Here is a 26468-nt window from a genome sequence, read left to right on the forward strand (position 1 = left end):
AGGGGCGGCGCTCGCGAGACTCAAGGCGAGCGGGCGGCTCATTTGCCGCGAGACTGGGTGGCGATTCCGGCGCGCACGATGGTCACGCCGCGATCACGGATCTGCTGGGCGGAGGAAACCGATCCGCCGGCCTGTTTGGCGCTGTCCTGCATCGAGCGCAGGATCAGCGACAACTGGCCGATGCGCTGCGCGAGAATGACCGTTTCGGCCTGGCGGGGATCGAGTTCGAGCGTCGCCGTCGATCCGCCGGCGGTGGGGGGGCCGCCCTTGTCGTTGGCGTTCTGGCCGATCGCGAGCACGCGCACATTGGTGACGAGCGTTTCCGAGACGAAGGCGTCGCCCGCCCCGCTCTTGGCGGCGTCGTCGTCGCGATAGATGTGCACCACATCGACGCGGTCGTTGGGCAGAACGAAATTGCCGGCGGTGGTGGCGCCGCTGCCCTCGATATTGATGGCGACGGCGCGGTAACCGGGCGCCAGCACGGCGGACAGGAAGCCCGAGGACGCGCCCTTGAACAGCCGTTCGGCGCGCATGGGCTCGCCGGTAAGGAACGACCCGCGCACGACGGAGTCCTTGATCTCGTCCACCGCATTGGGGCGTTCGGCCTTGCGGATCACGCCCTGAATCGGCGAATCCTTCGGCCAGTCCTGCCAGGCCACATCGGTGGGCTGGATCACCGAGCCGAAATTCAACTCATGCGCCGCGACCAGAATCTGTTCCTTGGCGACCGGCGGCGGCGCGACCGCGATCGGCGCGGGCGCCGGGGCCGGCTCCGGCTTGTCCAAAACCAGGTAAATGGCGGTCAACCCGCAAACCGCTACAAATCCCAAAGAAATCAGCCGGGCTTTTTTCATGGCTTTTCAGTGATCCAGCATGTGCCCCGGTTGGAGCGCCTTGATGAATTCAAGCAGCGAAAGGTCAAATTAAGGTTAATGGATCGTGAGCAATCTTACGCATCGTAAAAGAGCGGCCCGCTGCGACGCCGCCAAACCGGGCGGCGCGCGCGGGCGGCGCGCAGTTCCCCTCTCACAAGGCCCTGTTCACGCTTGCGAAGTCTTTGGCGCGGCGCCGGGCGCCGCGTGCGCGAGCCCTGGCCGACTTCCCTAGAGGAAAGTTTGCATTCCCCTCAAATGGGCGCCCCCGCAACGCAAAAGAGCCGGTCAAACCGACCGGCCCTTCACTCAGATCAGGCGTTGGATCAGGCGCCGAGCGTGCGCAAGAACAGCTGCGATTCCGGATAAAGCAGGATGCCGGTGATCGCCAGCGCGATGCCATAGGGCGCGCCAACCTTTGCGTCATGGAGGCGGTCGATCCAGGCGCGGCCGCGCGCCCAGACCGGCAACGGCAATTTACGAAAGGCGAGGATGCCCAGGGTGAGCGCGCCGCCGATCAGCGAGGCGATCAGACCATATTCGGCGAGATGCTCGAAGCCGAGCCAGACGGCGGTGGTCGCGGCGAATTTGGCGTCGCCCCCGCCGATCTGGCCGAGGGCGAACAAGGCGAAGGTGATCGCGAGCACGCACAGGCCGCAGGCCAGATGCAGCAGAATGGTCTGCAGCGGCAAGCCGAGCAGCGCCGCAAGCGCCAGGAAGGCGACGACCAGGACGACCGAGATCCAGTTCGCGATCGTCATCGTGAACAGATCCGAAAAGGCCGCATAGGCCATCAGGACGGGGAAGACGACGAGGATAAGAGAATCGAGCATGGGGCATCCGGAGTCGAGTCGGCGCAGGCATCATCGCCGGCGCCAGTGAACCATTCGTTACCCCCGCGCGGATTTCCGCAACGGCGCCCCGCAACAGCCGACGAGACGGCGCTCAGTTGAGGCCGTTGGAAATGGCCAGAAATTTGGCGTTGAGCTTCGAGCCGACCGCCGAGAGCGTGGTGATGGCGGCGACCGAGATCAACGCGGCGATCAAACCATATTCGATGGCCGTTGCGCCGGACTGATCCTTGAGGAAACGGATGAGCAGCGACTTCATGACAGGCTCCTGCGTAGGAACGGGATCGGCGTCAGGTCTTCGAGACCCAGCAGCCAGCGCAACATATCCCCCACCCATTTCACCCAAGTTAAGGAGCGGATTTTTCTTGCACTTCCGTATCTCTACGTAGAGATTTGCTCTGGATTACGCTGGTCAATTCTATGACTATACGTCAGCGCAATTCGCGCGCCGCCCGCCTTCGCCGTCGACCGCGCCCGCGCAGACGCAAAAAAGGCCTCCGGCGAGAGCCGGAGGCCGTGAATTCCAGCCGCCAGAGCGGCCAGCGGGGATCAGTTCAGGCCGTTGGAGATGGCGACGAACTTGCCGTTCAGCTTGGTGCCGACGGTGGTCAGGGTGGCGATCGCAACGACGGAGATGAGGGCGGCGATCAGGCCATATTCGATGGCGGTGGCGCCGGACTCATCCTTCACGAAACGAGCGAAAAGCGACTTCATGACTTACTCCTGATTCGAAGGTATCAGCCCCAGGAACTGCTCGGGACCGGTGCTGACAAGGCGAAGCTACAGTTGAAGCTGTTGCCGTTGAGTTAACAAGACTGGGGAATTGGCCATGACGCTGCGTCAACTAGGCCCACAGATGATTTGCGCAGTTAACAAATCCAGGACGATTTGTCATAGCGCGCGTCGAAGCCGTTGAATTCAAGAACGGAACTCGCAAACACGCCGCGCTTCGCCTGCAAAAACGAGGCTCAGCGGTCATTTAGTCTTCATTCACCAAATTCGGCTTTAATCGACGCCAAACAGGTTATCGGGTTGGAGACAGACATGCCTTTTGACGCAGCCGCGCGGGTGGTCGGACGGGCGATCGTCCTTATGGGCCTCGCCGCGCCCGCTCTTGTCGCGCTGGCTCCCACGCCGGCCGCCGCCGGCGCGCGCGATCTGGTGACGGTCACGGTCGACCGCGCCCGCATCGCCCGCATCCCCGACAAGACGCAGACGCTGGTGATCGGCCAGCCGGGCATCGCCGACGTCACCATGCTCAAGAACAGCGGCATGGGCGTGATCACCGGCAAAAGCTTCGGCGAAACCAATCTGATCGCGCTCGACGGCGACGGCAACATGCTGGGGGAATGGACCATCCGGGTCGGCGCCGAAAAAGCCGATTTGCTGGTGCAGAACGGGCTTAACCGCGAAAGCTACATTTGCGCGCCGAACTGCCTGCCCACGGTCGAATTGTCCGACAGCAAGGCGGTGGCCTCCGACCGCGCCGGCGCCGTCTCGGCGCATTCGATCTTTTCCGCCGGCAAATGACGCCGGCGCGCCGCGTTCGATCTGCTTGAGTAACCAAACGGAAACGTTGTTCCGCCAAGCTCTTTTCTTGAAAACGGGGCGAATGCTTGACGACGTTTCCCCGGTGATCGCGTAGCGAGGATCGGCGGTTGACAACACAGGGGAACGCCGCGGCCGAAGCCCAACCGAAGCGTCGCGGGGCGCTGGCGCGCCTGGCCCGCGACCGTCGCGGCGTCGCCGCGCTGGAATTCGCCATGGTGTCGATCCCGTTTCTCGGGCTTTTGTGCGCGATTTTCGAAACGGCCTTCGTGTTTTACACCCATGAAGTGTTCGACACGACCGTCGCCAATGTGGCGCGGCAGATCCTCGTCAACCAATATGCCTCGACGACGCCGACGACGGCGGATTTCCTCAGCGCGGGGTCGGCGACGGGCGCCAACGGCTATAGCCTGTGCGGCTCGCTGCCCAGCTATTTCCAATGCGCCAACATCCGCGTCAACGTCTCGGCCACCGCGGCGGGCGGCGCGTTCTCCTCGCTCGCCGGCGCGATCACCGACGATTTCATCGCCCACCCCTCCGCCAACGTCAATCTTGGCGCGCCCGGGTCGATCGTGGTGTTCCAGGCGTTCTACGCCATGCCGATCTATCTGTCGGTTCTGCTGGCCAGCGGAAGCAACGGCAACCAGGCCGCCAATCTCTACGCCCGGCCGTCGCGCATGGTGATCAACAATCCAATCGGCTCCGGGCTGGTCCACAAGGTCTATTCTGTCGTCGTGTTCAGGAACGAGCCGTCATGACCAAAGGATTTGGCGAGCTCAGGCGCCTTGGCGCTTTCGCGCGCGCCCGCGCCGGCGTCGCGGCGGTGGAATTCGCCTTCATCCTGCCGCTGATGCTCGTGCTCTATTTCGGCTTGGCCGTGCTCGGCCAGGGCCTTGAGGTCGGCCGCAAGGTGCAGTCGGCCTCGCGCACGCTGGCGGATCTCACCTCGCAGCAATTGCCGTCGACCGCGAATTGCACCCCTTGCGTCGTCGACGCCGACCTCACCGATTTCTACGCCGGCGCGCAACTGGTGCTGACGCCTTTCGCGGCCACGACCCTGAGCGCCACCCTGAGCGAGGTGATTTTCTACAACGCCACCTCCAGCGCCACCAGCGGCTGCTGCAAGGCGCGGGTGATGTGGAGCGTCGGCTTCGGCGCCAGCCCGACGCTGCGCGCCTGCGGCGTCGCCGGATTGACGGCGGTCGCCAACGGCGTCAACGGCGCCGGCGTCATGCCGGTGGGCAATTATCCGGGCGGCGCCCAAGGCGCGGCCGTGGCGGCGGGAACGGCCAACAGCACCGCCTATTATGTGATCGTCGCCGACGTCACCTACCAGTTCAAGCCCGGCTACGATTTCAAGCTGTTCAACTGGGGCTCCGACGCCCATGGCGGCGCCGGCTACACCATCAGCCAGACCACCTACATGATCCCGCGCTACAGCGCGACCAAGCCGATCAAATGGACGCCGGGCGGCGTGATTTCCAGCGCCAATTATAGAAGCTGCGTCTCGGGCGTCGACTATTACGCACCGTAAGCTTGAACCTTGCCAAATTTTATCCCGGCGGCGCGAAAAACTTGATCTTCACAAGGATCGCATCAATATTGCCGTGAATACGTGTTCCTTTTTCTCAGCTTGGCTGGTATGGATTTGTCACATTCGTCTGTTATCACCCCGGCGACCGCACCACTTCACGGGTGAGAGATTTTACCGATGCTCTACCATTTTCAAATCCTCGATTCCGAGGGCGTCCGCCGCGACGTCGAGTCCTTGCGTTTACCCAACCTCGACGCCGTCTGGGAGCGGATCGCCTCGATCGCTTCGGCGCGCGACGCCGAGGGGCGGCAGATCCGCGTGACCAACGAGGCCGGCGGCATCGTCGTGCTGGTCGGCGTCTGCACCGCCCGCCGCCTGCAAAAGCTGCGGGCCGCGTGAATTTCGCAAAAACAGGCTCGACGGCGCGCCGATCCTGAGGCAGATTTTGCACATGTACCGCGCCGTGACCCAGAATATCGAAATCATCGCGCTCCCCCTGTACGCGCCCGAACGCAGCGCGCCGGAGGAGGGGCGCTATTTCTGGACCTACACGATCGAGATCGTGAACCACGGTCCCGTCCAGGTGCAGCTGGTGTCCCGCACCTGGAAGATCACCGACGCCTCCGGCCGCGTCGAAATGGTGCGCGGCCCCGGCGTGGTCGGCGAGACGCCGATTCTCGAACCCGGCGGCAGTTTCCGCTATACGTCCGGTTGCGCCCTGACCACGGCGTCCGGCATCATGTCGGGCTCCTATCGGATGGTCGACTCCAATGGCTGCGCCTTTGACGCGGAAATTCCCGCCTTTTCTCTCGACAGCCCGGTCGAGCGGCGCGTTCTGAACTGACGCCGCGGCGGCGGCTGGCGACTCCGCCGATCTCCAAGGTTGCCTTACAAAACCTGGCGCCTAAACTGTGTGTTCGCGCGCACCAGGGACGCAACCATGAACACCCGCTCCGCCGACCCCACGCTCGACCGCGCCATCGCCCTGCTCGACCGCCTCGTCGGCTTCGACACCGAAAGCGCGCGGAGCAATCTGGCGCTGATCGACTTCGTCGAGGATTACCTGCTTGGCCTCGGCGCCCGCTTCACGCGCATTCCCAGCGCCGAGGGGGACAAGGCGGCGCTGTTCGTCAGCTTCGGCCCCGAGGGCGATGGCGGGGTGCTGCTCTCCGGCCACACCGACGTGGTTCCCGTGAAAGACCAGCCCTGGTCCTCGCCGCCCTTCTCGCTGCGCCGCGACGGCGGGCGTCTTTATGGACGGGGAACCTGCGACATGAAGGGGTTTGACGCGCTCTGCCTCGCGATGGCGCCGGAATTTTCCCGCGCCGCGCTGAAGCAGCCGATCCATATCCTGCTGAGCTATGACGAGGAGACCACCTGCGCCGGCTGCCTGGATTCGATCGCCCGGTTCGGCCAGGACCTGCCCCGCCCCGCCCTCGCCATCATCGGCGAGCCCACGCTGATGCAGGTGGCCGACGCCCACAAGAGCGTCACGACCTATCGCACCGTCGTCACCGGCCACGAGGCCCATTCCTCGAAACCCTGGCTGGGCGTCAGCGCGGTGCATGTCGCCTGCGAACTGGTGGCCGCGCTGGAGACGATCGGCGTCGAGCTGCGCGCCGAATCCGATCCGCTCGGCCGGTTCGAGCCGGCATGGTCCACCGTCCATGTCGGGATGATTTCGGGCGGCACCGCGCGCAACATCATGGCCCGCCAATGCGAGTTCGCCTGGGAGTTTCGCGGCCTGCCCGAAGCGCCGTTCGACCAGGCGCTGAAGAGGTTCGAGACCGTCTGCGACGAGGTGAAGGCGCGGCGGATGAGCGGATTTCCCGGCGCGAAAATCGAAACCTTCGCCGACACGGTCGCGCCGGGGCTGCGCGCCGAAGCGGACTCCGCCGCCGCCACGCTGGCGCTGGCCCTGGCGCAGGCCAACCACACCATCGCCGTGCCCTACGCCACCGAGGCCGGGCAGTTTCAGCGCGGCGGCCTGCCCGCCGTCATCTGCGGGCCCGGCAGCATCGACCAGGCGCACCAGCCCGACGAATATATCGAAATTTCCCAGCTCGAAGCGGGCCTCGCCTTTTTGCGCCGTCTCGCCGACCAGCTGTCGCGGTGAGCCGCAAAGACTGGCGAACGCCGCGTCGCACCCACATATGCAGGTTTCACGACATTGCGAGTTCCATCTGACGCATGACCTACGGCGCCACAATCGAAGACGCGCGCACGCCCGCGAAAGCCAAGGCGCAGCTGCTGCGCGTGTCCCGCCTCCGCAAGAGCTATGCGACGCCGCAAGGCCCGGTCGCCGTGCTGAGAGGGGTCGATCTTACGCTGGAGTCCGGCGAAAGCATGGCGCTGATGGGCGAATCCGGCAGCGGCAAGAGCACGCTGCTGCATCTCATCGGCGGGCTGGACACCGCCGAGGCCGGTGAGATTCTGATCGACGGCGCCGACGCGACGCGGCTTTCCGACGCCGGGCGCGCGGCGCTGCGGCGGGAGACGCTGGCGGTCGTGTTCCAGCAGTTCAACCTGATCCCCAGCCTGACCGTGCGCGCCAATGTCGCGTTTCAGGCGCGGCTCGCCGGGCGCTTCGATCCCGCCTGGACCGATGAGCTGATCCGCCGGCTGAAGCTTGAAAACCTGCTGGAGCGCTATCCCGAGCAGCTGTCCGGCGGGCAGCAGCAGCGCGCCGCCATCGGCCGGGCGCTGGCCGTGCGCCCGCGCCTGCTGCTGGCCGACGAGCCCACCGGCAATCTCGACGAGGCCACGGCCGACGAATTCATGGCGCTGGCGCTCGACGTCGTCGCCGCCACCGGCTGCGGCTTCCTGATGGTGACCCATAGCGAGCGGCTGGCGGCGAAGCTCCAGCGGCAAGTCCGCCTCAGCGCGGGAGTGATCGACCGGCCGTGAGACAGGTTTTCTGGACGCTCTCCACGCTGCTCAGCCATTGGCGCCGCCGCCCCGGCAATTTCGCGGCGCTGTTCGTCGGGCTGGCGATCGCCACGGCGCTGTGGAGCGGCGTGCAGGCGCTTAACGCGCAGGCGCGCAAGAGCTACGATCAGGCGGCGTCCGTTTTCTCCAGCGGCGGCGCGCAGAGCCTGACGCCGGCCAGCGGCGCCACCGTTCCGCAGGACGCCTATATAAAACTGCGCCGCGCCGGCTGGAAGGTGTCGCCGGCGCTGGAAGCCGCCGTGCTGATCCATGGCGCGCCCTATCAGCTGATCGGCGTCGAGCCGCTCACCCTGCCGCGCGGCGGCCAACTCGGCGGCCAGATCGCCGCCCGGGCCGAGGGCGGGGATTTCGCCGCTTTTCTCGCGCCGCCCGGACAGACCATCGCGGCGCCCGACACGTTGCGCGACCTCGGCGCCAAAGAGGGCGACCGCGTCGCGCTCGACACGGGCAAGATCCTGCCGCCGTTGCGGTCGAGCGCCCTGGCGCCGCCCGGCGCGCTGACGGTCGATATCGGCGTGGCGCAAACCCTGCTCGACCGTCCCGGGCAGGTCTCGCGGCTGATGCTGCTGAAAAAGCCGGACGCCGGAACGCCGCCGCTCGCCTCCGTCGTCGGCGAGGCCCTGCGCCTGCCGCCGCCGGGCGAGGAGGAGGCCGACCTGAAGCGGCTGACCGAAAGTTTTCACCTCAACCTCACCGCCTTCGGCCTGCTGGCCTTTCTCGTCGGCCTGTTCATCGTCCACGCGGCGTTCGGGCTGGCGTTCGAGCAAAGGCTGCCGATGGTGCGGACCCTGCGCGCGGTCGGCGCCTCCACCCGCACGCTGGGCGCCGCCCTGTTCGCCGAAGTGGCGCTGCTGGCGCTGGTCGCCGGCGGTTGCGGCGTGATCGGCGGTTTCGAACTGGCGTCCGCGCTGCTGCCCAATGTCGCCGCCAGCCTCGACGCGCTCTATGGCGCGCGGGTGGCCGGACGGCTGGCGCTCGACCCGGTCTGGCTGCTGTCGGGGCTCGGCATCGCCCTCGCCGGCGCCCTGGCGGCGGCGGCGGGCGGCCTCGTCAAGACCTTGCGGCTGCCCATACTCGCGGCGGCGCAGCCGTTCGCGTGGCGCGAGGCGCAGCGGCGCTTCCTGCGGCGGCGCGCCATTCTGGCGCTGTTGGCGTTTGGCGCGGCGCTCGCCGCCTATGGGTTCGGCGACTCGCTCTATTCGGGTTTCGCGGTGCTCGCCGGCCTGCTGATCGGCGCGGCCCTGCTGCTGCCGGTTTTGCTGTCCGCCGCCTTGCGTCTTGGCGAGCGTTTCGCGCACGCGCCTTTGCCGAACTGGTTCTGGGCCGACAGCCGCCAGCAATTGCCCGGCCTTTCCCTCGCCCTCACCGCGCTGCTGCTGGCCTTCGCCACCAATGTCGGCGTCGGCGGCATGGTCGAGGGATTCCGCCAGACGTTTGCGCATTGGCTGGACGAGCGGCTGGCGGCGGAAGTCTATTTCGAGGCGGCGGGGGAGCCGCAGGCCCGGCGCATCGAAGATTGGCTCAAACGCCAACCCGAGGTTCAGGCGCTGCTGCCGGGGGCGAGCGCGTCGGTGCGGCTGTCGGGATGGCCGACCGGGGTGATCGGCATGGCCGCGGACGCCACCTATCGCGACCATTTCCCCATGCTCGACCAGACGCCCGACGCCTGGGACGCGATGAAGCGCGGCGACAGCGCCCTGATCAGCGAACAATTGTGGCGCCGCCTCAAGCTCGGGCTGGGATCGTCGCTCGATCTTCCGACCGCGCGCGGGATGTGGCGCGTGCAGGTCGTCGGCGTGTTTCCCGATTACGGCAATCCCAAGGGGCAGGTGCGGGTCGACATTGACGCGCTGTCGGCGCATTGGCCGGAGGCGCCGCGCGTGTCCTATGGCGTGCGGGTCGCGCCGGCGGAGGCGCCGCGCCTGATCGCGGCCCTGCAGGCGCGGTTCGGCCAGGATATCGCCCGCATCGCCGATCAGGCGGCGATCCGCAAAATCTCCACGCGGATTTTCGAGCACACATTCGCGGTGACGACGGCGCTCAACACGCTGACCCTGGTGGTGTCGGCCATCGCCTTGCTCGCCAGCCTGACGACCCTCGCCGACATGCGTCTCGCCCAGGTCGCGCCGGTCTGGGCCAGCGGCGTGTCGCGGCGGCGGCTGGCGCAACTCGAATTCCTGCGCATTGTCGCGCTCACCGCCGCCACCGCCATCGTGGCCGTGCCGCTCGGGCTGGCGCTGGCCTGGTGCCTCGTGGCGGTGGTGAACGTGCAGGCGTTCGGCTGGCGTCTGCCCTATGAAATGTTCCCGGCGCAATGGGCGAGCGTGCTGGCTTTGGCGCTGCTGACGGCGGCGGTGGCGGCGATCGCGCCGATCCTGCGTTTCGTCCGCACCACCCCGGCGCAACTGGCGAGGATTTTTGCCAATGAACGCTAAGGCGCTGGCTTTCGTTCTGCTCGCGCTCGGCTCGCCCGCCGCCGCCCAGGGTTTCGCCGGGCTTGGCGGCGAGGCCGCCGGTTTCGAGCAGGTGGTTCCCGGCAAGCCGCTGGTCTTCCCGCAGGATTTCGGCGCGCATCCGACGTTCCGAACGGAATGGTGGTATCTCACCGCCAATCTCACCGACGAAACCGGCGCGCCCTATGGCGTGCAATGGACCTTGTTCCGTCAGGCCGGAACGCCGGGCGAGGAGCGGTCGGGCTGGGCCAACCAGAACGTCTGGATGGGCCATGCCGCCGTGACCACCGCAACCGACCACGTCTTCGCCGAGACTTTCGCACGCGGCGGGGTTGGGCAGGCGGGCGCCCTCGCGCAGCCGTTCCACGCCTGGATCGACGACTGGAGTTTTTCCAGCGAGGGCGACGGGCTGGCGCGCGCCAAAATTTCCGCCAGCGGCGACGCGTTCCGCTACGCCTTCGATCTCGCCGCCGACGGGCCGCTGGCGCCCCAGGGCGACGGCGGCTTCAGCCTGAAATCCGACGAGGGCGGCGCCTCCTATTATTTCAGCCAGCCGTTCTACAAAATCTCCGGCGTCGTCACGCTGCGCGGCAAGGAGGTCAAGCTGAAGGGCCTCGCCTGGATGGACCGGGAGTGGAGCAGCCAGCCGCTCGGCAAGACGCAGAAGGGCTGGGACTGGTTTTCGCTGCATCTCGCCAGCGGCGAAAAAGTCATGCTGTTCCGGCTGCGCGACGAAACCGGCCGCGATTTTCAGGCGGGAACCTGGATTTCAGCCGGCGGCGCGCCGCAAAAACTCGACCGCGACGACATCGTGCTGACGCCCTTGGCGCAAAACGAGATCGCGGGCCGGACGCTGCCGGCGCGCTGGCGGGTGCAGGTGAAAAGCCGGGGCCTCGACGTCGAGACCAAACCGGTCAATCCCGCCAGCTTCATGGCGACCAGCTTCCCCTATTGGGAAGGCCCGATCGCCTTCGACGGCTCGCAACGCGGCGAAGGCTATCTCGAAATGACCGGCTACGCCCCTCAAGCCCAGCGGTGACGCCGGCCCCATTCGGTGATCGGCTCTTCCAGAATTTTCGTCATCACCCAGGCCAGCAGCACCGTCACCGGAAAGGCGGCGGTGGTGACGGCGACCTGCGCCGGCGTGCCGATGTCCGGCAGTCCCCCGAGGATCAGCCCGTGCATCAGGCCGAGCACGGCGAGATGGGTGAGATAGACGCTGTAGGAGATATTGCCGAAGAACCGCAGCACGCGCCCCTCGAAGCGCGGCGCCTCCGGCGCGCCCTTGACCAGCATGAGAATGAAGGCGCCGGCGCCGATCGACATCAGGAAGGGGCCGAAAATCTCGAAGCGCGGCCCGACCACCGAGCCGTCCCACTTCTGCAGCACGAAGGTCAGGACCATGCACAGGATCGGCGTCAGCCGCACATGCAGCTGATATTTCGCCCAGTCGATGGCGTCGTTCTTGACCAGAACCGCCAGGATCATGCCGGCCAGCAGCACATCGGCGGAGGTCGGCAGCAGGGCGACGGGGGCGATGGCAAGGTCGCCGTGCAGCACGCCATGGCCGCGCAGGGCGAGGCCGACCAGGCTCAGGCCGATCATCAGCGCCAGCCAGGCGCGGCGCGGCGTCAGCATCAGCAGGAAGGGCGCGACCAGATAGAACTGCTCCTCCAGCGCCAGCGTCCAGGTCGGCGACAGCCAATGCGCGCCGACGCTTTGCACATGAATCAGGAAGTAATTCTGCAAGAACACCAGATAGGACCACAAAGGCAGCGGCGCGGCGCCGTCGGGCCATCGGTCTCCGAGCAGCCAGCCCAGCCCGAGAATGGCCAGCGTGGCGGTGAAATAGGTGGGAAAGGTGCGGCAAACCCGGCGCAGATAGAACACGCGCAAAAAATTGCCGGCGTGCATTTTCTCGACGATCAAGCGCCCCACCAGATAGCCGCTGAGGACGAAAAACACCAGAACGGCCGTCCAGCCGACGCAGAGCACGCCGATCCCCGAAGGCACTTCGCCGTAATAATGCGAGACGATGACGAACAGCGTCATCAGTCCGCGCAACCCGTCGAGCGCGGGAATGCGAATGTCCGAGGTTTTGGGCGCGGCCCGCGCGGGCGCCTCGGCGAAATCCGCGGCGCCCGGGACGACCGAGGTGTCATAGGTCATGGAGAAGGCCCCGATGAGACCCCGAGCGTAGCGTTACGGAATGAATCCCGCGTAAACGGTTCAGCCCGGGCGGAAACGCCAGACGCCGGCGCGCTTGACCTCGCTGTCCTCCAGCGCGCGGGTGACGGGGACGCGATAATGCGCGATCTCCTCCAGCCGGTCGCGGGCGAGATAGGTGCGGCCGGGATCGCCGATCAGGACCAGGGCGCCGCGTCGGGAGAGGGTTTCAAGCCAGTCCGTAATGGCGCGGGCCATGTCGCGCTCATAGGAGACGTCGCCGGCGAGGGCGACGTCCCAGCCGTCGTCGGCGCCGATGGCGACGTCGCGCGGAACGATCGTCACATCATTGGCTTCGGCGTTGAGCCGCATCGCCTCCAGCGCGAAAGCGTCGATATCGCAGGCCTCGACCCGGGCGGCGCCGGCCTTGGCCGCGGCCATGGCGACAAGGCCGGACCCCGAGGCGAAATCCAGCACGCGCTTGCCGGCCACGGTCTCGGGATGATCGAGAATATAGCGCGCCAGCGCCTGCCCGCCCGCCCAGGCGAAGGCCCAGAACGGCGGCGGCAGGCCGATCTCGCCGAGTTCGTCCTCGGTCTTTTGCCACAGTTCGGTCGCCTCGTCCGCGACATGCAGCACGATTTCCGGCGCGTGCGGCGTCGGCTTGAGGCGGGTTTCCGCGCGGATGAAGGCGGCGCGGTCGGCGATGACGGTCAAAGCATCTCCTTCAACTGGCGCCGCAACACCTTGCCGACATTCGACTTGGGCAGATCCTCGCGGAAGATGAAGGCGCGCGGCGTCTTGTAGCCGGTCAGCCGCTCGCGGCAAAACGCGCGCAGGCTTTCCTCGGTCAGCCCGTCGTCGCGCGGCACGACGAAGGCCACCACCTCCTCGCCGCTCGCGGCGCTGGGGCGGCCGACGACGGCGGCCTCGCGCACGTCCGGGTGCTCGACCAGAACGTCCTCGACCTCGTTGGGATAGACGTTGAAGCCGGAGACGATGATGAGATCCTTGAGGCGATCGACGATCTTGATCTGGCCGTCGGCCAGCAGCACGCCGCCGTCGCCGGTGCGGAAGAAGCCGTCGGCGGTCGTCACCGCCTGGGTCGCCAGCGGCCGGTCCCAATAGCCGGCCATCACCTGCGGCCCGCGCGCGCAGATTTCCCCGGTTTCGCCCTGCGCCACCGGGCGCCCCTCGGCGTCGCGGATGGAAATTTCCGTGGAGGGCACGGGATAGCCGACCGTGCCGGTGAACGACTCGATGTCCGGCCGGTTGCAGCACAGGACCGGCGAGGTCTCGGACAGGCCGTAGCCTTCCAGCACCGGCTTGCCGGTGAGGTCGCGCCATTTGCGCGCCACCGCCGCCTGCATGGCCATGCCGCCGGCGATGCACAGGCGCATGGCGCTGAAATCGACTTTTTTGATGTCCGGGTGATCGGCCAGCGCGTTATAGAGCGTGTTGACCCCGGCGAAAATGTGGAAACGGCTCTTGCGCAGCGTTTTGACGAAGCCGGCGATGTCGCGGGGATTGGCGATCAGCAGGCAGGCGCCGCCCTTGAGGATCTGGAACCAGAAACAGGCGGTCAAAGCGAAGATGTGATAGAGCGGCAGCGCCGTGACCATCACGGTGGGGGTGTCCGTCGGCAATTCGTCGCCGAACCAGTCGGCGCCCTGCTGCACATTGGCGACGAGATTGCGATGCAGCAGCATCGCGCCCTTGGCTGTGCCGGTGGTGCCGCCGGTATATTGCAGCACGGCGAGATCGTCGCCCGACAAGGGCGCCGGCGCGGGAAGCCGGGGCGCCTCCGCCAGCACCTGGGCGAAGGAGATCGCCCCGGCCATCGGCGCCTCGGGCACCAGTTTCTTGACCCGGCGCGAGACGAAATTGACCAGATGGCCCTTGAGGCCGATCAGGTCGCCCGCCGCCATCAGGATGACCTGCTCGACCGGCAGCCGGTCGCGCACGGCGGCGACGGTCGGGCCGAAATTCTCCAGCACGAACAGAAAGCGCGGCGTGGAATCGACCAGCTGAAACTCCAGCTCGCGCGAGGTGTAGAGCGGGTTGACGTTCACCACCACGCCGCCGGCCAGCAGGACGCCGAGCATCACCGCCGGATAGGCCATCACATTGGGGGCCATGATGGCGGCGCGCTCGCCCTTTTTAAAACCCTTGGACTGCAGCCAGGCCGCGACCTTGTCGGCGGCCACGCCCATCTGCTCGTAGGTGAGGCGTGCGCCAAAACTTTCGGCGACGACGCGGCCGCCGAATTTCTGGCGGGCGCCGCGCCAGAGATCGGCCAGCGTGGGGTAAGGCGGCTCGGACATTTCCAGCGGACGCCCTGGCGGATAATGCGCCAGCCAGGGACGCGCGGCGATCAGCTCTGCGGTCGCATTCATGTTCTTCCCCCCTGTCGTTGTAATTAGTTTATAGATGAACAATTACGAGCCGCTTGACAAGGGCTCCCCGGCGCGTGCGGCGAAACTTGACGCGGCGCGGGCGAAAGGCGAAGGTTCGGCTCGGGCCGCAAATTGGCGGCTTCATGATAGGATTCTCGTCGAGCGAGGTCGAGAGATGTTCTATTTCACCGCCCTGACCACACTGATCTCCGTGCTGTTTTACGGCTGGCTCGGCTATCGGGTCGGCGCGGCGCGGGGCGCTTATGGGATCGCGGCCCCGGCGGTTTCCGGCCACCCGATGTTCGAGCGGCTCTATCGCGTCCAGATGAACACGCTGGAGAACCTGCCGATCTATCTCGCGGGCCTGTGGATGTTCGCGCTTTATGTCAGCGACATCGGCGCGGCGGGGCTCGGACTGGTCTGGCTGGTCGGGCGCGCGCTTTACGCCCGCGCCTATGTGGAGGATCCCAAGCGCCGCACCGCCGGTTTCGTGATTTCCTCGGCGGCGACGGTGCTGCTCTGCGTCGGCGCGATCGGCGATATCTGCATGCGCCTCGCGCTGGGCGATTGAGCCGGCCTCACTTCACGCCGAGCAAGGCCAGCATGATGGCGCCGGAGATCGCCGTGCCGAACACGCCGGCGAGGTTCGGCCCCATGGCGTGATAGATCAGGTAGTTTTCCTTGTCATATTCCAGCGCGACATTATGGCTGACCCGCGCCGCGATCGGCACCGAGGCGATGCCCGCCGATCCCAGCAGCGGGTTGATCTTCTCTTTCAGGAACAGGTTCATGATCTTGGCGCCGACCACGCCCGAGCCCGTGCCGAACACGAAGGCGACCAGGCCAAGGCCGACGATCTCGATCGTATCGACGGTGAGGAAGCGGTCGGCCTGCATGGTCGAGCCGATCGCCACCGTCAGAACAATGATGATCACGTTCATCAGCTCGTTGGCGGCGGTCTTGGCGAGCCGGTTGACCACCAGAACCTCGCGGAACAGGTTGCCGAGCATCAGCATGGTGATCAGCGGCGCCACCGGCGGGAAGAACAGGTTGACGATAATGCCGATCACGATGGGAAAGGCGATCTTCTCCAGCCGCGTCACCTGCCGCGACTGCTTCATACGGATGCGCCGCTCGTCTTCCGTGGTCAGAAGCTTCATCACCGGCGGCTGGATCAGCGGCATCAGCGCCATATAGGAATAAGCGGCGACCGAAATCTGCGGCAGCAGATGCGGCGCGAGCTTGATCGTCATGAAGATCGCCATGGGCCCGTCGGCGCCGCCGATAATGCCGATGGCTCCGGCCTCGTTCAGGGTGAAGCCCAGCAGCTTGGCGCCGATCAGGGCGACGAAAATGCCGAGATGGGCGGCGGCGCCGAGGATCACCAGCTTGGGATTGGCGATCATCGGCGAGAAATCGGTCATGGCGCCGACGCCGAAGAAGATCAGCGGCGGCACCACCAGCAATTGCACGCCCTGATAGGCGTAATGGAACAGGCCGCCGGGTTGGATCAGATCGGACCCCGGCACGTTGGCGATGATGCAGGAAAATCCGATGCCCACCAGCAGCAGCGGCTCGTAACCCTTGGCCACAGCCAGATAGATCATGACGCCGCCGACGGCGATCATCACCGCATTGCCCCACCAGAAATGGGCGAGGCCGGTCTGATCCATCAGGGCGCCGAAAAAGGCCAAAAACTGTTCAATCACGCGACGCCCCCGTCAATGCTGGCTGTTCAATGCTGGCTCTTGCGCAACGCGTCTTCGTCCACCTTGCCGATGCGGTTGAGCAGCGGGAACAGCGCCAGCACCACCCCGATTCCCGTAATCATCACCAGGGAGGCGAAGAAGTCGATCAGGCTGAGCATTACCGCGCCGTAGAGCGAATCGGGCATGGTCATGGCGCGGACTCCCTTAAACGAGTGTGAGAAGGACGGCGCCGGTGTCGACGGACTCGCCGGGCTTGACGGCGATGGCCGCGACCTTGCCGCCGCCCTTGGCGTGGACCTCGGTCTTCATCTTCATCGCTTCGATGGTGGCGATCTTGTCGCCGGCCTGCACCACTTGTCCTATTGTCACGTCAATCGACTGGACGGTTCCAGCCAGCGGCGCGACCTCGTCGCCGGCGGCCGCCGCCACAGCGGGCGCGGCCGGCGCGGAGGCCACAGCGGCCGAGGCCGCCGCGAGCGAGGCGGGCCAGGCTGTCGGCGCGGCCCCAACTCCGGCTTCGCCGGCGATCTCCTCGACCTCGACGTCATAGGCGTGGCCGTCGACCGTGATCCTGAACTTGCGATGCATTGCGAACTCCGGTCAATGCGTGTGATGCGACGTCTGGTGCAGCCAGCGGCCTTCGGCGGCCCAGGCGTGGCCGGCGCCGGCGTCGGCGATGTGAACGACGCGATAGCCGCAGGCCGCCACGGCGGCGGCGATGGCGGCGACATGATGCGCGGGAACGCCGGGCGCCTCAACGCGCGGGGCGGCGGGCGCCGGGGCCGGCGCGGCGGCGCGGGCGGCTTTGCCGCGCTCCGCCGCCTCGGCCTGCTGCCGGGCGATCTCCGACGTCTCCACCCAGCGCAGAAAGCGGATGAGGCGCGCGCCGGCGAACGACAGCACGAGCAGCGCGGCCACCGCTCCGAGCGACAATTTCAGGGTCTCAAGGTCCATCGCGGCCTCGCTTGCGCGTCAAAGGGGAATGTTGCCGTGCTTCTTCGGCGGCCGAAGCTCGCGCTTGGACAGCGCCTTGCGCAAGGCCAGGGCGATGGTCGAGCGGGTGCGCGCGGGGTCGATGACATCGGTGATATAGCCGTGCGACGCCGCCAGATAGGGCGAGGCGAATTCGGCGCGATAGGCCGCCGCCAATTCCTTGGCCTTGGCCTTGGGGTCTTCCGCCGCCTTGATGTCCTTGGCGTAGAGCACGGCGACCGCGCCATCGGCGCCCATCACGGCGATTTCGGCGGTCGGCCAGGCGAACACGAAATCGGCGCCCATTTCGCGGCTGCACATCGCCAGATAGGAGCCGCCATAGGCCTTGCGCAGGATCACCGTGACCTTGGGCGTGGTGCAGGAGGCGTAGGCGAACAGCATTTTCGCGCCATGGCGGATGATGCCGCCGCGCTCCTGCTCGACGCCGGGCAGGAAGCCGGGCACGTCCACCAGCGTGACCACGGGAATGTTGAAGCAATTGCAGAAGCGGATGAACCGCGCCGCCTTGTCGGCCGCGTCCATGTCCAGCGCCCCGGCCCGCACCGTCGGCTCGTTGGCGACGAGGCCGACCACCATGCCCTCGATCCGGCCGAAGCCGACGATGATGTTTTCCGCGAAGGAGCGGTGAACCTCGAGGAATTCGCCGGGATCGACGATGCGCTCGATGATGCGGCGCACATCCATCGGGCTTTGCGGATCGTCGGGAATCAGCGCGCGAACGCCGTCGTCCTCCGCCAGCGAAATATCCGGGCTCGGCCGATGCGGCGGCTCCTCGGAATTGTTCTGCGGCAGATAGGACAGCAGCTTGCGGACGATGCGGACCGCGTCGGAATCGTCCTGCGCCAGGAAATGCACATTGCCCGACACGGCGGCGTGCATGTCGGCGCCGCCGACGTCGTTCAGCGCCACCGTCCGGCCCGTCACCGCCTTGATCACCTCGGGACCGGTGATGAACATATAGGCGTTGGCCCGGGTCATGATGATGAAGTCCATCAGCGCCGGCGAATAGGAGGCGCCGCCCGCGCAGGGGCCGCAGACCACGGCGATTTGCGGCACCACCCCGGACAGCAGCACGTTCTGGTAGAACACGCAGCCATAGCCCGACAGCGCGTCCACCCCCTCCTGGATGCGCGCGCCGGCGGAATCCTTGAACGCGACCACCGGCGAGCCGAATTTGGCCGCCTCCTCCATCAGGGTGACGATTTTCTTGGCGTGCATCTTGCCCAGCGTGCCGCCGAGCACGGTGAAATCCTGGGCGAAAGCCGAGACCATGCGCCCGTCGACATAGCCGGTGCCGACCACCACGCCGTCGGCGGGAAGCTCCCGGGTTTCCATGCCGAAGGCGCGGGCCTGGTGGCGGACATGGCCGCCCATTTCCTGAAAGGTGGCGTCGTCGAACAGGGAGTCGAGCCGGTCGCGGGCGGTCATCAGCCCCTTGGCGCGGCGCTGGGCCAGCTTGTCGGCGCCGCCGCCATTGGCGATCGCCTGCTGACGCCGTCGCATGTCCTCAAGCAACTCGGAGAACTCGGTCATTCGGTCACCTTGCATGCGCCCGCACGCCCTCGGCGCCGCGAATCGCGCGGGCATCGGGCTTTGTGTGAGTCGGCGTCAGATTAGCGGCCAATCCTGTCGCTTCCATGAAATTTCAGGAGGCCTATGTTCAAGCAATCGCGTCAGATAACGCCAAGATACCGTCTTCGCAGCGTCTTGCAATACGTATTCGCCCGCCCGCGCCCGCCGGGAGACCGGCGGCCGTCGCGCGAAATTGACTTTTCCCCCCGCCACAGTTATTGAAGCCGACCTCGCAAGAGATGACATTGAGAGCCAAGCCGCCCCGCGCCCGACGCGGGAGGTCCCCGTCCGGCAGCGCCATGCGCCCCCGGGCGCGTTTTGCTTTGCAGCGTCGTCGCGCGCGAGCCCCATAGGGAAAACACCATGTTTGAAGGCCTGTCGGAAAAGCTCTCGGGCATATTCGATCAACTGACGCGGCGCGGCGCCCTCTCCGAGGACGACGTCAACGCCGCCATGCGCGAGGTCCGCCGCGCGCTGCTCGAAGCCGACGTGGCGCTCGACGTCGCCCGCACCTTCATCGACAAGGCCAAGGAACGCGCCATCGGCGCGGAAGTGCTGAAAAGCATCAAGCCCGGCCAGATGGTCGTCAAGATCGTCAACGACGTCCTGATCGAGACGCTCGGCTCCGACGCCGATCCGATCGACCTCAACGCCGCCCCGCCCGTCGCCATCATGATGGTCGGCCTGCAGGGCGCCGGCAAAACCACGACGACGGCGAAAATCGCCAAGCGCCTCACCGAGCGTTTCAAGAAACGCGTGCTGATGGCCTCGCTCGACGTCAAGCGTCCGGCGGCGCAGGAGCAGCTCGCCGTGCTCGGCCGCCAGGTCAACGTCGACACGCTGCCGATCATCGCCGGACAGACCCCGGTGCAGATCGCCCGCCGCGCCGAGGAGGCCGCGCGCCTGCAAGGCTACGACGTCGTGATGTTCGACACGGCCGGCCGCACCCATATCGACGAGCCGCTGATGGCGGAAATGGCCGAGATCAAGGCCGCCGCCAAGCCGCATGAAATCCTGCTGGTCGCCGACGCGCTGACAGGCCAGGACGCGGTCAATCTCGCAAAAAGTTTCGACGAGCGCGTGGGCGTCACCGGCATCGTGCTCACCCGCGTGGACGGCGACGGCCGCGGCGGCGCGGCTCTGTCGATGCGCGCCGTCACGGGCAAGCCGATCAAGCTGATCGGCCTCGGCGAAAAGATGGACGCGCTGGATGATTTCCATCCGCAGCGCATCGCCAATCGCATCCTCGGCATGGGCGACATCGTCGCGCTGGTCGAGAAGGCGGCGGAAAACATCGACGCCGAACAGGCGGCGAAAGTCGCCGAGAAGATGCGCAAGGGCAAGTTCGACCTGCAGGACATGGCCGACCAGCTCGCCATGGCCGAAAAGATGGGCGGACTCGGCGGCATCATGGGCCTGCTGCCCGGCGTGGCCAAGCTCAAGGACGCCATGGCCAACGCCAAGATCGACGACAACATGATCAAGCGCCAGCGCGCCATCATCCTGTCGATGACCCCGGAGGAGCGCCGCACCCCTGACATTCTCAAGGCCTCGCGAAAGAAGCGCATCGCGGCCGGCGCCGGCACGACCGTCGAACTGGTCAACCGCCTGCTCAAGCAGCACCGCCAGACCGCCGACATGATGAAGGCGATGGGCGGCGGCCCCAAGCGCGGGCCGATGGCGCAAATGGCGCAGATGCTCGGCATGGGACAGGGCATGCCCTCGCCGGAGCAAATGGCGGAAATGCAGAAGAAGCTCGGGGTGGGCGGCGGCATGGGCGGACTGCCCAAGGAGCCGCCGGCGGAGCTGACGGCGCCGCCGCCGGCGAAACCGGGCCTGCCCGGCCTGGGCGCCAGCAAGCCGATGCTGCCTGGGCTTGGCGGCCTGAGCAGCCTCAACCCGTTCAAGAAAAAGTAGAATTTCCGCGCGTCTTTTCGCGCGGGCCGGAACTGCCGGGAGAGGGGCCGGCGGTTTGCACAAAATGGAAATCGCCAGCCCCTCGGCGAAACCAAGAGTATAAGGAACAGACTATGTCGTTGAAGATTCGCTTGTCGCGCGGCGGCGCCAAGAAGCGCCCGTTCTATCGCGTGGTGGTCGCCGATTCCCGTTCGCCGCGCGACGGCCGCTTCATCGAGAAGCTCGGCACGTTCGACCCGCTGGCCCCCAAGGATTCCGCCGCCCGCCTCGTTCTCGACGTCGAGAAGGCCAAGGAATGGCTGGCCAAGGGCGCCCAGGCGACCGATCGCGTCGCCCGCCTGCTCGATGGCGCCGGCGCGCTGAAGCGCGAGCCGCGCAACAACCCGCAGAAGGCCCAGCCGAAGAAGAAGGCGCAGGAGCGCGCCGCCGCGGCCGCCGCCGCCGCTGAAAAGGCCGCCGCCGCGGAGTAATCCGACCCGCCCGCATCTGTGGGCGTTGCAACGATCATCGCCCGTCCCTCCGGACGGGCGTTTCTCCTTATTTGTCTGGAGTCCCCCTTGAGCGACGAAATCCTGGTCGGCGTGTTCGGCGCGCCGCATGGCGTGCGCGGCGAAATCCGCGTGAAATCCTACACCCAGGACCCGCTCAGCCTCGCCGATTACGACGGCCTGCATGACGGCGCCGGCCGCGCCTTCGAGATCGTTTCCGCCCGCCCGCTCAAGGACGACCTGCTGGTCGTGCGGGTGAAAAACGTCAACGACCGCGACGCCGCGCAAGCCCTCACCCACACCAAACTCTACGTCCCCCGCGAAAAACTCCCGCCCACCGAGGAAGACGAGTTTTACACGCGCGACCTGATCGGCCTGCGCGCCGAGACGGAAGACGGCGCCGTGCTCGGAACCATCGTGGCCGTGCCCAATTACGGCGCCGGCGACATTCTCGAAGTCGCCCCGCCCGCCGGCGAAACCCTGCTCTATCCCTTCACCCGCGCCGTGGTCCCGACCGTGGACGTCAAGGGCGGCCGCGTCATTGTCATTCCGCCCGCCGAGACGGAGTAATGTGGAGCGCCAGCGTCTTCACGCTCTATCCCGACATGTTTCCGGGGCCGCTGGGCCAGTCGATGTCGGGAACGGCGCTCGGCAACGGCCTGTGGTCGCTTGAGGCGATCGACATCCGCGACCACGGCCTCGGCCGTCACCGCGCCGTGGACGACACGCCCGCCGGCGGCGGCCCCGGCATGGTTTTACGCGCAGATGTTCTCGCCAACAGTCTTGACGCCCGGCTCGCCGCCGACGACCCCCGCCCCCGGCTGCTGCTCTCCCCTCGCGGCGAAACCCTCACCCAAAAACTCGCCCGGCGATGGGCCGACGGCCCCGGAATCGTCCTGGTGTGCGGCCGGTTCGAGGGCGTGGACGAGCGCGTGATCGAAGGCCGGGGCCTGACCGAAATCTCCATTGGCGACTACATCCTCTCGGGCGGGGAGATCGCCGCGCTCACCCTGCTCGACGCCTGCGTGCGCCTGCTGCCCGGCGTGATGGGCAAGCTCGAATCCGGCGAGGACGAGAGTTTTGAGAACGGCCTGCTGGAATATCCGCACTACACCCGCCCCCGCGAGTGGGAGGGCCGCAGCATCCCCGACGTCCTGCTGTCCGGCGATCACGCGAAAATCGCCAAATGGCGCCGTGCGCAGGCCGAAGACTTGACGCGCGCGCGCCGTCCTGACTTGTGGGCCGCGCGCGAAACGGAATAACCCCGGCGCGATGGACGCCGGACAGGACTCGTGATGCAAGATCGCCCTCTCGTCAGCGTCGTCATCCCCTCCTACAATCACGTCAAATATATCGGGCGCGCCATCGACAGCGCGCTCGGCCAGAGCTGGCCGCATGTCGAAGTCGTGGTGATCGACGACGGCTCCCACGACGGCTCGCATGAGTTCGTGAAACAGCGTTACGGCCAGGATCCCCGCGTAAAAGCGACCCGGCGCGATAACCGGGGCGCCCACCAGACCCTCAACGAAGCCATGGCGACGGCGCGCGGCGCCTATCTGTCCATCCTCAATTCCGACGATTTCTACGAGCCGACCCGGCTGGCGCGGCTGGTCGAGGCGGCGGAGCGGCGGGACGGCCCGTTTTTCGCAATCACCGGCCTGCGGCTGGTCGATGAGAGCGGAACCCCGTTCGATCCCTCCAGCGGCTATAACGAATATTATGACATGGTCTGCCGCCTCGCGGCCGGCAAACCCGACCTGTTCGGGTTCTGGTGCGGCAATATCGCCATGACCACCTCGAATTTCTTTTTCTCGCGTTCGGCGCTCGACGCGCTCGGCCCGTTCCGCGACCTGCGCTACGCCCATGACTGGGACTGGGCGCTGCGAGCCTCGGCGCGGTTCAACGTGCTCCGCCTCGACGAACCGCTGCTGAACTATCGCATCCACGGCGGCAATACGATTCTGGAAAGCGACCCCTGGGCGCATCGCGTCGAAGACGCATTCGTCTGGGCCTCGGCGTTGCGCGCGGAAAAGATCGACGTGGGCGCCGCGCCCGAGGATTACCTGACCAGTCTGGCCGCCAACTGGGGTTTTCCCCTGCTGCCGACGCTTTATCTGCTCGCCGACCGGCGCGGCGAGGCCGAGCAGCTCCGGCTGATCGCCACCGGCGCGCTGCAGCAGGAGATGAAGGTTTTGAGCGGCCAGTCGGACCCGCTGTTGTGGGAACCGCTGCCGGGGGCGTTGCGCGAATTGCGGGATATGCGGGCGCGGCTGGAGCCGCGCGCCGCCCCGGATGAAACGCCGGCGGCGCAAGAACTGGCTTCCATCAAGACGTCGCTGGCCTGGAAGCTGGTCGGCTGGCTGTGGCGGCTCGAGACGCGGAAGGCCCGCAAGGCCCGACGACGCGCCAACTGACTTACCAGATCCAGAACATCAGCACCCAGGCGCCGACGCCGGCGCCGACCGCCGCCAGCATCGGCAGCATGGCGGCCGCACGGCGCGCCCCTCGGGCGTAAAGGCCGCAGACCCGCCAGGCGAGGCTCGCCGCCCACAGGCCAGCCCCCGTCAGCAGCAGCGCGCGCGTTTCCGCGACGAATGGCAGCGGAAAACCCTCCTGCTTGAACAGGGTGACGGTCAGGGCGGACAGACCGAGGAACACGCCGCAGCCGGCGATGGGGATCAGGCATTGCGCCAGATGGTGCAGCCGCGCCGAGGCGAACGGCCCGAGCGCGCGCGTCGCCAGCGCGAGGCAGGCCATCAGGAAGCCGCCCATCACAGTGGCGGTGCCGGCGATATAGCTGAGCAGCATGGCGCCGTCGAGCAGCGACATCGCGTCGTTCTGATCGGGATAATTGGTGAGAATCCACCAGGGGGCCAGCGGCTTGAGCATCCAGACCGCGCCGAGATCGACCAGCTTTTCGGCGGCGAGCTGTTTGAGGTCGATATACCAGGGGCTCGCCGTCCAGTGGAAGGCGCCGACGGCCACGCCCATCAGGCCGAACACGATCAGCGCGGTTTCCCAGGGCCGGGGCGTCTGGCCCGCGACATGGACGATCTCGGACCCCGGCGCGCGGTACGACAGGCTGATCGCGTCCTTGTAGCCGGAGCAGCGGCCGCACATGTGGCAGGCGCTGCCGCCCTGCATGATCTTGACCGGCACCAGCGGCGCGCAATTGAGCTTCTGCGTCGGCGCGCCGCTGGCGTCATGCGCGCGCCAGTCGTCGCGATCGACCCGGAAATGCACCGGCGCCAGCTTGGACAGCAGGCCGAACACGCCGGACACCGGGCAGAGATAGCGGCACCACACCCGCTTGTTGCGGCCCCAGAGATAGCCGGCGACGATGGCGGCGACGGTCGAGCCGCCGAGCACCAGCAGCGCCGGCGCGGCATATTGATAGACGCTGACCATCTGGCCATAGACGGTGGTGGCGACGAAGGCGGCGAAGGGCCAGCCCCTCCACGACACCCAGCGCGGCAGCGAGCCGCCGCGCCCGCGCGCGCTGGCCATTTCGGTCAAGGCGCCTTCGGGGCAGAACAGCCCGCACCAGGCGCGCCCGACCACCACCATCGACAGCAGCACGAACGGCCACCACACGCCCCAGAACGCGAATTGCGCGAACAGGGTCAGATTGTTCCACATATGCGCGGTGGTTTCGGGCAGCGGCAGGAAGGCGGGAACGCCGACCAGCAGCAGGTAGAAGCCCACAACGACCCATTGCAGCCGGCGGATCACGCGCTGGTTGCGCATCAGCGCGTCGCCGAAGGCGGCGAGCGCCCGCGCGGCCCAGCCGCGGCGCCGGGAGGTCGAAGCGGCCGAGACCAGAAAATCGCGCATCGCCATGGTCATGTCTTCAAGCCTATTTGGCGACCAGCACCGCCGGCGGCGCGTCGGGGTGGAAATCGTCGAAGAAGGGATATTCGCCGGGATCGAGCGTGCGGAACACCAGCACCGATTCGCTTTCGGCAGCTAAAACCTTCTCCTTCTTCAACTCCTTGCTTTCAAATTCCGCCGGGGTCTTGCCGGAATTCTTCAGTTCGAGCCGGAAGCGCGCATTGGCGGGCACCTCGAGCCGCGACGGCGTGATGACGCCGTCGTTGAACTCGAGGCGGAAGGTCGGATCGTCTCCGGCGAGGGCGGGCGGGACCGCAAGCGCCAGCAAAACACCGCACATTGTCGCCAGCCGCAGTCCCATCCTCATGTCGCCCTCCGTTTTACGTCCCAACCCCAAGCAGGATGCGGGCCAATCAATAGCCGCCCTTCTTGCCGATGCCGGCATAGGTGAAGTCATATTCCGTCGTGAACGGCTTGAACCATTCGCCGACGCCGGTTTCCTTGTCGGTATGGCGGCCGAAATGGTTGTGCATCGACGAATTCGGCGGCGAGATCGTCAGCTTCAGCTTGTATTTGCCGGGGCCGAACATTTTGACATTGTCGCCATAATGCGGGCCGTCATTGGCGACCATCGGCATGAACTCGCCCTTCAGCACCTGGCCGTCGTCGAGCTTGGTGAGTTCGAACGAGATGGCGAGGTACGGAACCCAGTCGCCCTCCGCAAACCCGTTTGTGTTGCCCTTGGCGGCGTGAATGTCGGCTTCCAGATGCACGTCGGATTCCTTGGCGGCGCGCATCATGCCGGGCGGATCCATTTCGATCGGCTGAAGATAGACGGCGCCGACTTCCATGCCGGCTTGCGTCTGCTTCTGGCCGACCGGATATTCCTTGGCGGCGGCGCTGAAGCCAGCCAGGGCCACGCTGGCGAAAAGGGCGGTGGAAAGAATTGTCTTGCGCATTCTGGCTCCTCAGGTCCGGAAAAAAGCTTGCCGGGCAAAGTCGGGCGCGTCTCGCGCGCTCTCCAGCCATGTTTCCGCGATCGGCCTCATGGCGCAAAATAAATCGCATTGTTTAGAGTTTTTCTAATTCATGTCGCGCGATTTGGAAAACCGCGCATTTTCGCGCACGGACGCGGCGCGCCGGGTTTGTCGGGACAGAGAAAAAGCCCCGCCGGGGGAGGCGGGGCTTT

At 66.6% G+C, this 26468-nt stretch carries 30 protein-coding genes; 15 read left to right on the forward strand and 15 right to left on the reverse strand.

Translation table 11 applies throughout. The features are described 5' to 3' along the window. Positions 1-38 precede the first annotated feature (38 nt). The 4 genes from cpaB to CFB24_RS07160 all read right to left on the reverse strand — a co-directional run bounded on the left by cpaB (position 39) and on the right by CFB24_RS07160 (position 2437). Positions 39-854, reverse strand: a complete 816-nt coding sequence (gene cpaB / locus CFB24_RS07145) for a Flp pilus assembly protein CpaB (RefSeq protein ID WP_088519883.1) — start codon at positions 852-854, stop codon at positions 39-41. A 344-nt stretch (positions 855-1198) separates the two neighbouring features. Beyond that, entirely contained in the window at positions 1199-1705 is a 507-nt protein-coding gene (locus CFB24_RS07150; RefSeq protein ID WP_088519884.1) for an A24 family peptidase, read from the reverse strand. 112 nt (positions 1706-1817) lie between these two features. Further along, positions 1818-1982, reverse strand: a complete 165-nt coding sequence (locus CFB24_RS07155; protein ID WP_088519885.1) for a Flp family type IVb pilin — start codon at positions 1980-1982, stop codon at positions 1818-1820. Positions 1983-2272: 290 nt separating this feature from the next. Continuing rightward, positions 2273-2437, reverse strand: coding sequence for a Flp family type IVb pilin (locus CFB24_RS07160; RefSeq protein ID WP_088519886.1), 165 nt, complete (start codon positions 2435-2437; stop codon positions 2273-2275). Between the two features lie 330 nt (positions 2438-2767). Here CFB24_RS07160 and CFB24_RS07165 point away from each other — a divergent pair, with 330 nt between their 5' ends. From CFB24_RS07165 to CFB24_RS07205, 9 genes are all read left to right on the forward strand, one after another. Then, complete coding sequence (locus CFB24_RS07165) at positions 2768-3253, forward strand: pilus assembly protein N-terminal domain-containing protein (RefSeq protein WP_244593070.1); 486 nt, start codon at positions 2768-2770, stop codon at positions 3251-3253. A gap of 128 nt (positions 3254-3381) precedes the next feature. Further along, positions 3382-4029: a TadE/TadG family type IV pilus assembly protein gene (locus CFB24_RS07170; protein ID WP_088519887.1), complete on the forward strand. Its 648-nt coding sequence runs from the start codon at positions 3382-3384 to the stop codon at positions 4027-4029. Then, the gene (locus CFB24_RS07175) at positions 4026-4805 is read left to right on the forward strand and encodes a TadE/TadG family type IV pilus assembly protein (protein ID WP_158255110.1); all 780 of its coding nucleotides are present in this window, start codon (positions 4026-4028) and stop codon (positions 4803-4805) included. Before CFB24_RS07170 ends, CFB24_RS07175 begins: the two co-directional genes overlap by 4 nt. Positions 4806-4982: 177 nt before the next feature. Then, positions 4983-5204 (forward strand): hypothetical protein, encoded by a 222-nt coding sequence (locus CFB24_RS07180; RefSeq protein WP_088519889.1) that lies wholly within the window; start codon positions 4983-4985, stop codon positions 5202-5204. 52 nt (positions 5205-5256) lie between these two features. Further along, the gene (gene apaG / locus CFB24_RS07185; protein WP_088519890.1) at positions 5257-5649 is read left to right on the forward strand and encodes a Co2+/Mg2+ efflux protein ApaG; all 393 of its coding nucleotides are present in this window, start codon (positions 5257-5259) and stop codon (positions 5647-5649) included. Between the two features lie 96 nt (positions 5650-5745). Then, positions 5746-6921: an acetylornithine deacetylase gene (argE, locus tag CFB24_RS07190; protein ID WP_088519891.1), complete on the forward strand. Its 1176-nt coding sequence runs from the start codon at positions 5746-5748 to the stop codon at positions 6919-6921. A 74-nt stretch (positions 6922-6995) separates the two neighbouring features. Then, positions 6996-7712, forward strand: coding sequence for an ABC transporter ATP-binding protein (locus CFB24_RS07195; protein ID WP_088519892.1), 717 nt, complete (start codon positions 6996-6998; stop codon positions 7710-7712). Further along, positions 7709-10189, forward strand: a complete 2481-nt coding sequence (locus CFB24_RS07200; protein ID WP_088519893.1) for an ABC transporter permease — start codon at positions 7709-7711, stop codon at positions 10187-10189. Before CFB24_RS07195 ends, CFB24_RS07200 begins: the two co-directional genes overlap by 4 nt. Continuing rightward, positions 10179-11246, forward strand: a complete 1068-nt coding sequence (locus CFB24_RS07205) for a lipocalin-like domain-containing protein (RefSeq protein WP_088519894.1) — start codon at positions 10179-10181, stop codon at positions 11244-11246. The genes CFB24_RS07200 and CFB24_RS07205 overlap by 11 nt, the downstream gene beginning before the upstream one ends. Here the strand turns inward: CFB24_RS07205 and CFB24_RS07210 are convergent. From CFB24_RS07210 to CFB24_RS07220, 3 genes are read right to left on the reverse strand one after another with little or no spacing between them, the layout of a single operon-like run. Then, the gene (locus CFB24_RS07210; protein ID WP_088519895.1) at positions 11231-12376 is read right to left on the reverse strand and encodes an acyltransferase family protein; all 1146 of its coding nucleotides are present in this window, start codon (positions 12374-12376) and stop codon (positions 11231-11233) included. The two genes, CFB24_RS07205 and CFB24_RS07210, sit on opposite strands and share 16 nt — an antisense overlap. A 60-nt stretch (positions 12377-12436) precedes the next feature. Next, entirely contained in the window at positions 12437-13090 is a 654-nt protein-coding gene (locus CFB24_RS07215) for a class I SAM-dependent methyltransferase (RefSeq protein ID WP_088519896.1), read from the reverse strand. Continuing rightward, on the reverse strand, positions 13087-14769 hold the full coding sequence (locus CFB24_RS07220) for an AMP-binding protein (protein ID WP_088519897.1): 1683 nt from the start codon (positions 14767-14769) through the stop codon (positions 13087-13089). The genes CFB24_RS07215 and CFB24_RS07220 overlap by 4 nt, the downstream gene beginning before the upstream one ends. A 175-nt stretch (positions 14770-14944) precedes the next feature. On the opposite strand from CFB24_RS07220, the gene CFB24_RS07225 reads away from it, so the two are divergent. Next, complete coding sequence (locus CFB24_RS07225) at positions 14945-15340, forward strand: MAPEG family protein (protein WP_088519898.1); 396 nt, start codon at positions 14945-14947, stop codon at positions 15338-15340. Positions 15341-15347: 7 nt separating this feature from the next. On the opposite strand, the gene CFB24_RS07230 is transcribed toward CFB24_RS07225, so the two are convergent. The 5 genes from CFB24_RS07230 to CFB24_RS07250 are packed head-to-tail and all read right to left on the reverse strand — an operon-like array spanning position 15348 to position 19004. Next, positions 15348-16478 (reverse strand): sodium ion-translocating decarboxylase subunit beta, encoded by a 1131-nt coding sequence (locus CFB24_RS07230; protein WP_088519899.1) that lies wholly within the window; start codon positions 16476-16478, stop codon positions 15348-15350. Positions 16479-16504: 26 nt separating this feature from the next. Next, a complete protein-coding gene (locus CFB24_RS23015) occupies positions 16505-16669 on the reverse strand; it encodes a hypothetical protein (RefSeq protein WP_088519900.1) in 165 nt (54 codons plus the stop codon). Positions 16670-16682: 13 nt separating this feature from the next. After that, the gene (locus CFB24_RS07240) at positions 16683-17066 is read right to left on the reverse strand and encodes a biotin/lipoyl-containing protein (protein WP_088519901.1); all 384 of its coding nucleotides are present in this window, start codon (positions 17064-17066) and stop codon (positions 16683-16685) included. A gap of 12 nt (positions 17067-17078) precedes the next feature. After that, positions 17079-17432, reverse strand: a complete 354-nt coding sequence (locus CFB24_RS23375) for a hypothetical protein (protein WP_088519902.1) — start codon at positions 17430-17432, stop codon at positions 17079-17081. An 18-nt stretch (positions 17433-17450) separates the two neighbouring features. Beyond that, complete coding sequence (locus CFB24_RS07250) at positions 17451-19004, reverse strand: acyl-CoA carboxylase subunit beta (RefSeq protein WP_088519903.1); 1554 nt, start codon at positions 19002-19004, stop codon at positions 17451-17453. 402 nt (positions 19005-19406) lie between these two features. Here CFB24_RS07250 and ffh point away from each other — a divergent pair, with 402 nt between their 5' ends. The 5 genes from ffh (at position 19407) to CFB24_RS07275 (ending at position 23862) form a co-directional block, all read left to right on the forward strand. Then, positions 19407-20960: a signal recognition particle protein gene (ffh, locus tag CFB24_RS07255; protein WP_088520120.1), complete on the forward strand. Its 1554-nt coding sequence runs from the start codon at positions 19407-19409 to the stop codon at positions 20958-20960. Between the two features lie 113 nt (positions 20961-21073). Then, positions 21074-21430 (forward strand): 30S ribosomal protein S16, encoded by a 357-nt coding sequence (gene rpsP, locus CFB24_RS07260; protein WP_088519904.1) that lies wholly within the window; start codon positions 21074-21076, stop codon positions 21428-21430. An 87-nt stretch (positions 21431-21517) separates the two neighbouring features. Then, on the forward strand, positions 21518-22018 hold the full coding sequence (rimM, locus tag CFB24_RS07265) for a ribosome maturation factor RimM (RefSeq protein ID WP_088519905.1): 501 nt from the start codon (positions 21518-21520) through the stop codon (positions 22016-22018). Next, positions 22018-22710 (forward strand): tRNA (guanosine(37)-N1)-methyltransferase TrmD, encoded by a 693-nt coding sequence (gene trmD, locus CFB24_RS07270; RefSeq protein WP_088519906.1) that lies wholly within the window; start codon positions 22018-22020, stop codon positions 22708-22710. Before rimM ends, trmD begins: the two co-directional genes overlap by 1 nt. A 33-nt stretch (positions 22711-22743) precedes the next feature. Beyond that, positions 22744-23862, forward strand: a complete 1119-nt coding sequence (locus CFB24_RS07275; RefSeq protein ID WP_088519907.1) for a glycosyltransferase family 2 protein — start codon at positions 22744-22746, stop codon at positions 23860-23862. A gap of 1 nt (position 23863) precedes the next feature. Here the strand turns inward: CFB24_RS07275 and CFB24_RS07280 are convergent, their stop codons facing one another. The 3 genes from CFB24_RS07280 to CFB24_RS07290 are packed head-to-tail and all read right to left on the reverse strand — an operon-like array spanning position 23864 to position 26238. Then, positions 23864-25288 carry a 4Fe-4S binding protein gene (locus tag CFB24_RS07280; protein ID WP_244593102.1) on the reverse strand — a complete coding sequence of 475 codons (1425 nt, stop codon included), beginning with the start codon at positions 25286-25288 and terminating at the stop codon, positions 23864-23866. A gap of 16 nt (positions 25289-25304) precedes the next feature. Continuing rightward, positions 25305-25640: a cupredoxin domain-containing protein gene (locus CFB24_RS07285; RefSeq protein ID WP_088519908.1), complete on the reverse strand. Its 336-nt coding sequence runs from the start codon at positions 25638-25640 to the stop codon at positions 25305-25307. Positions 25641-25692: 52 nt separating this feature from the next. Next, positions 25693-26238 (reverse strand): iron transporter, encoded by a 546-nt coding sequence (locus CFB24_RS07290; RefSeq protein ID WP_088519909.1) that lies wholly within the window; start codon positions 26236-26238, stop codon positions 25693-25695. Positions 26239-26468 lie beyond the last annotated feature (230 nt).

It is taken from the genome of Rhodoblastus acidophilus (genome assembly GCF_900187365.1).
Taxonomy (GTDB): Bacteria; Pseudomonadota; Alphaproteobacteria; order Rhizobiales; family Beijerinckiaceae; genus Rhodoblastus; species Rhodoblastus acidophilus.

Coding starts and splice junctions, on each gene's coding strand:
- argE (WP_088519891.1), top strand. CDS start 5,746: ATGAACACCCGCTCCGCCGACCCCACGCTCGACCGCGCCATCGCCCTG.
- CFB24_RS07280 (WP_244593102.1), bottom strand. CDS start 25,288: ATGGCGATGCGCGATTTTCTGGTCTCGGCCGCTTCGACCTCCCGGCGC.
- CFB24_RS07175 (WP_158255110.1), top strand. CDS start 4,026: ATGACCAAAGGATTTGGCGAGCTCAGGCGCCTTGGCGCTTTCGCGCGC.
- CFB24_RS07275 (WP_088519907.1), top strand. CDS start 22,744: ATGCAAGATCGCCCTCTCGTCAGCGTCGTCATCCCCTCCTACAATCAC.
- CFB24_RS07155 (WP_088519885.1), bottom strand. CDS start 1,982: ATGAAGTCGCTGCTCATCCGTTTCCTCAAGGATCAGTCCGGCGCAACG.
- CFB24_RS07160 (WP_088519886.1), bottom strand. CDS start 2,437: ATGAAGTCGCTTTTCGCTCGTTTCGTGAAGGATGAGTCCGGCGCCACC.
- trmD (WP_088519906.1), top strand. CDS start 22,018: ATGTGGAGCGCCAGCGTCTTCACGCTCTATCCCGACATGTTTCCGGGG.
- CFB24_RS07285 (WP_088519908.1), bottom strand. CDS start 25,640: ATGGGACTGCGGCTGGCGACAATGTGCGGTGTTTTGCTGGCGCTTGCG.
- CFB24_RS07250 (WP_088519903.1), bottom strand. CDS start 19,004: ATGACCGAGTTCTCCGAGTTGCTTGAGGACATGCGACGGCGTCAGCAG.
- CFB24_RS07240 (WP_088519901.1), bottom strand. CDS start 17,066: ATGCATCGCAAGTTCAGGATCACGGTCGACGGCCACGCCTATGACGTC.
- ffh (WP_088520120.1), top strand. CDS start 19,407: ATGTTTGAAGGCCTGTCGGAAAAGCTCTCGGGCATATTCGATCAACTG.
- apaG (WP_088519890.1), top strand. CDS start 5,257: ATGTACCGCGCCGTGACCCAGAATATCGAAATCATCGCGCTCCCCCTG.
- CFB24_RS23375 (WP_088519902.1), bottom strand. CDS start 17,432: ATGGACCTTGAGACCCTGAAATTGTCGCTCGGAGCGGTGGCCGCGCTG.
- CFB24_RS07220 (WP_088519897.1), bottom strand. CDS start 14,769: ATGAATGCGACCGCAGAGCTGATCGCCGCGCGTCCCTGGCTGGCGCAT.
- rpsP (WP_088519904.1), top strand. CDS start 21,074: ATGTCGTTGAAGATTCGCTTGTCGCGCGGCGGCGCCAAGAAGCGCCCG.
- CFB24_RS07195 (WP_088519892.1), top strand. CDS start 6,996: ATGACCTACGGCGCCACAATCGAAGACGCGCGCACGCCCGCGAAAGCC.
- CFB24_RS07290 (WP_088519909.1), bottom strand. CDS start 26,238: ATGCGCAAGACAATTCTTTCCACCGCCCTTTTCGCCAGCGTGGCCCTG.
- cpaB (WP_088519883.1), bottom strand. CDS start 854: ATGAAAAAAGCCCGGCTGATTTCTTTGGGATTTGTAGCGGTTTGCGGG.
- CFB24_RS07150 (WP_088519884.1), bottom strand. CDS start 1,705: ATGCTCGATTCTCTTATCCTCGTCGTCTTCCCCGTCCTGATGGCCTAT.
- CFB24_RS07210 (WP_088519895.1), bottom strand. CDS start 12,376: ATGACCTATGACACCTCGGTCGTCCCGGGCGCCGCGGATTTCGCCGAG.
- CFB24_RS07225 (WP_088519898.1), top strand. CDS start 14,945: ATGTTCTATTTCACCGCCCTGACCACACTGATCTCCGTGCTGTTTTAC.
- CFB24_RS07205 (WP_088519894.1), top strand. CDS start 10,179: ATGAACGCTAAGGCGCTGGCTTTCGTTCTGCTCGCGCTCGGCTCGCCC.
- CFB24_RS23015 (WP_088519900.1), bottom strand. CDS start 16,669: ATGACCATGCCCGATTCGCTCTACGGCGCGGTAATGCTCAGCCTGATC.
- CFB24_RS07180 (WP_088519889.1), top strand. CDS start 4,983: ATGCTCTACCATTTTCAAATCCTCGATTCCGAGGGCGTCCGCCGCGAC.
- CFB24_RS07165 (WP_244593070.1), top strand. CDS start 2,768: ATGCCTTTTGACGCAGCCGCGCGGGTGGTCGGACGGGCGATCGTCCTT.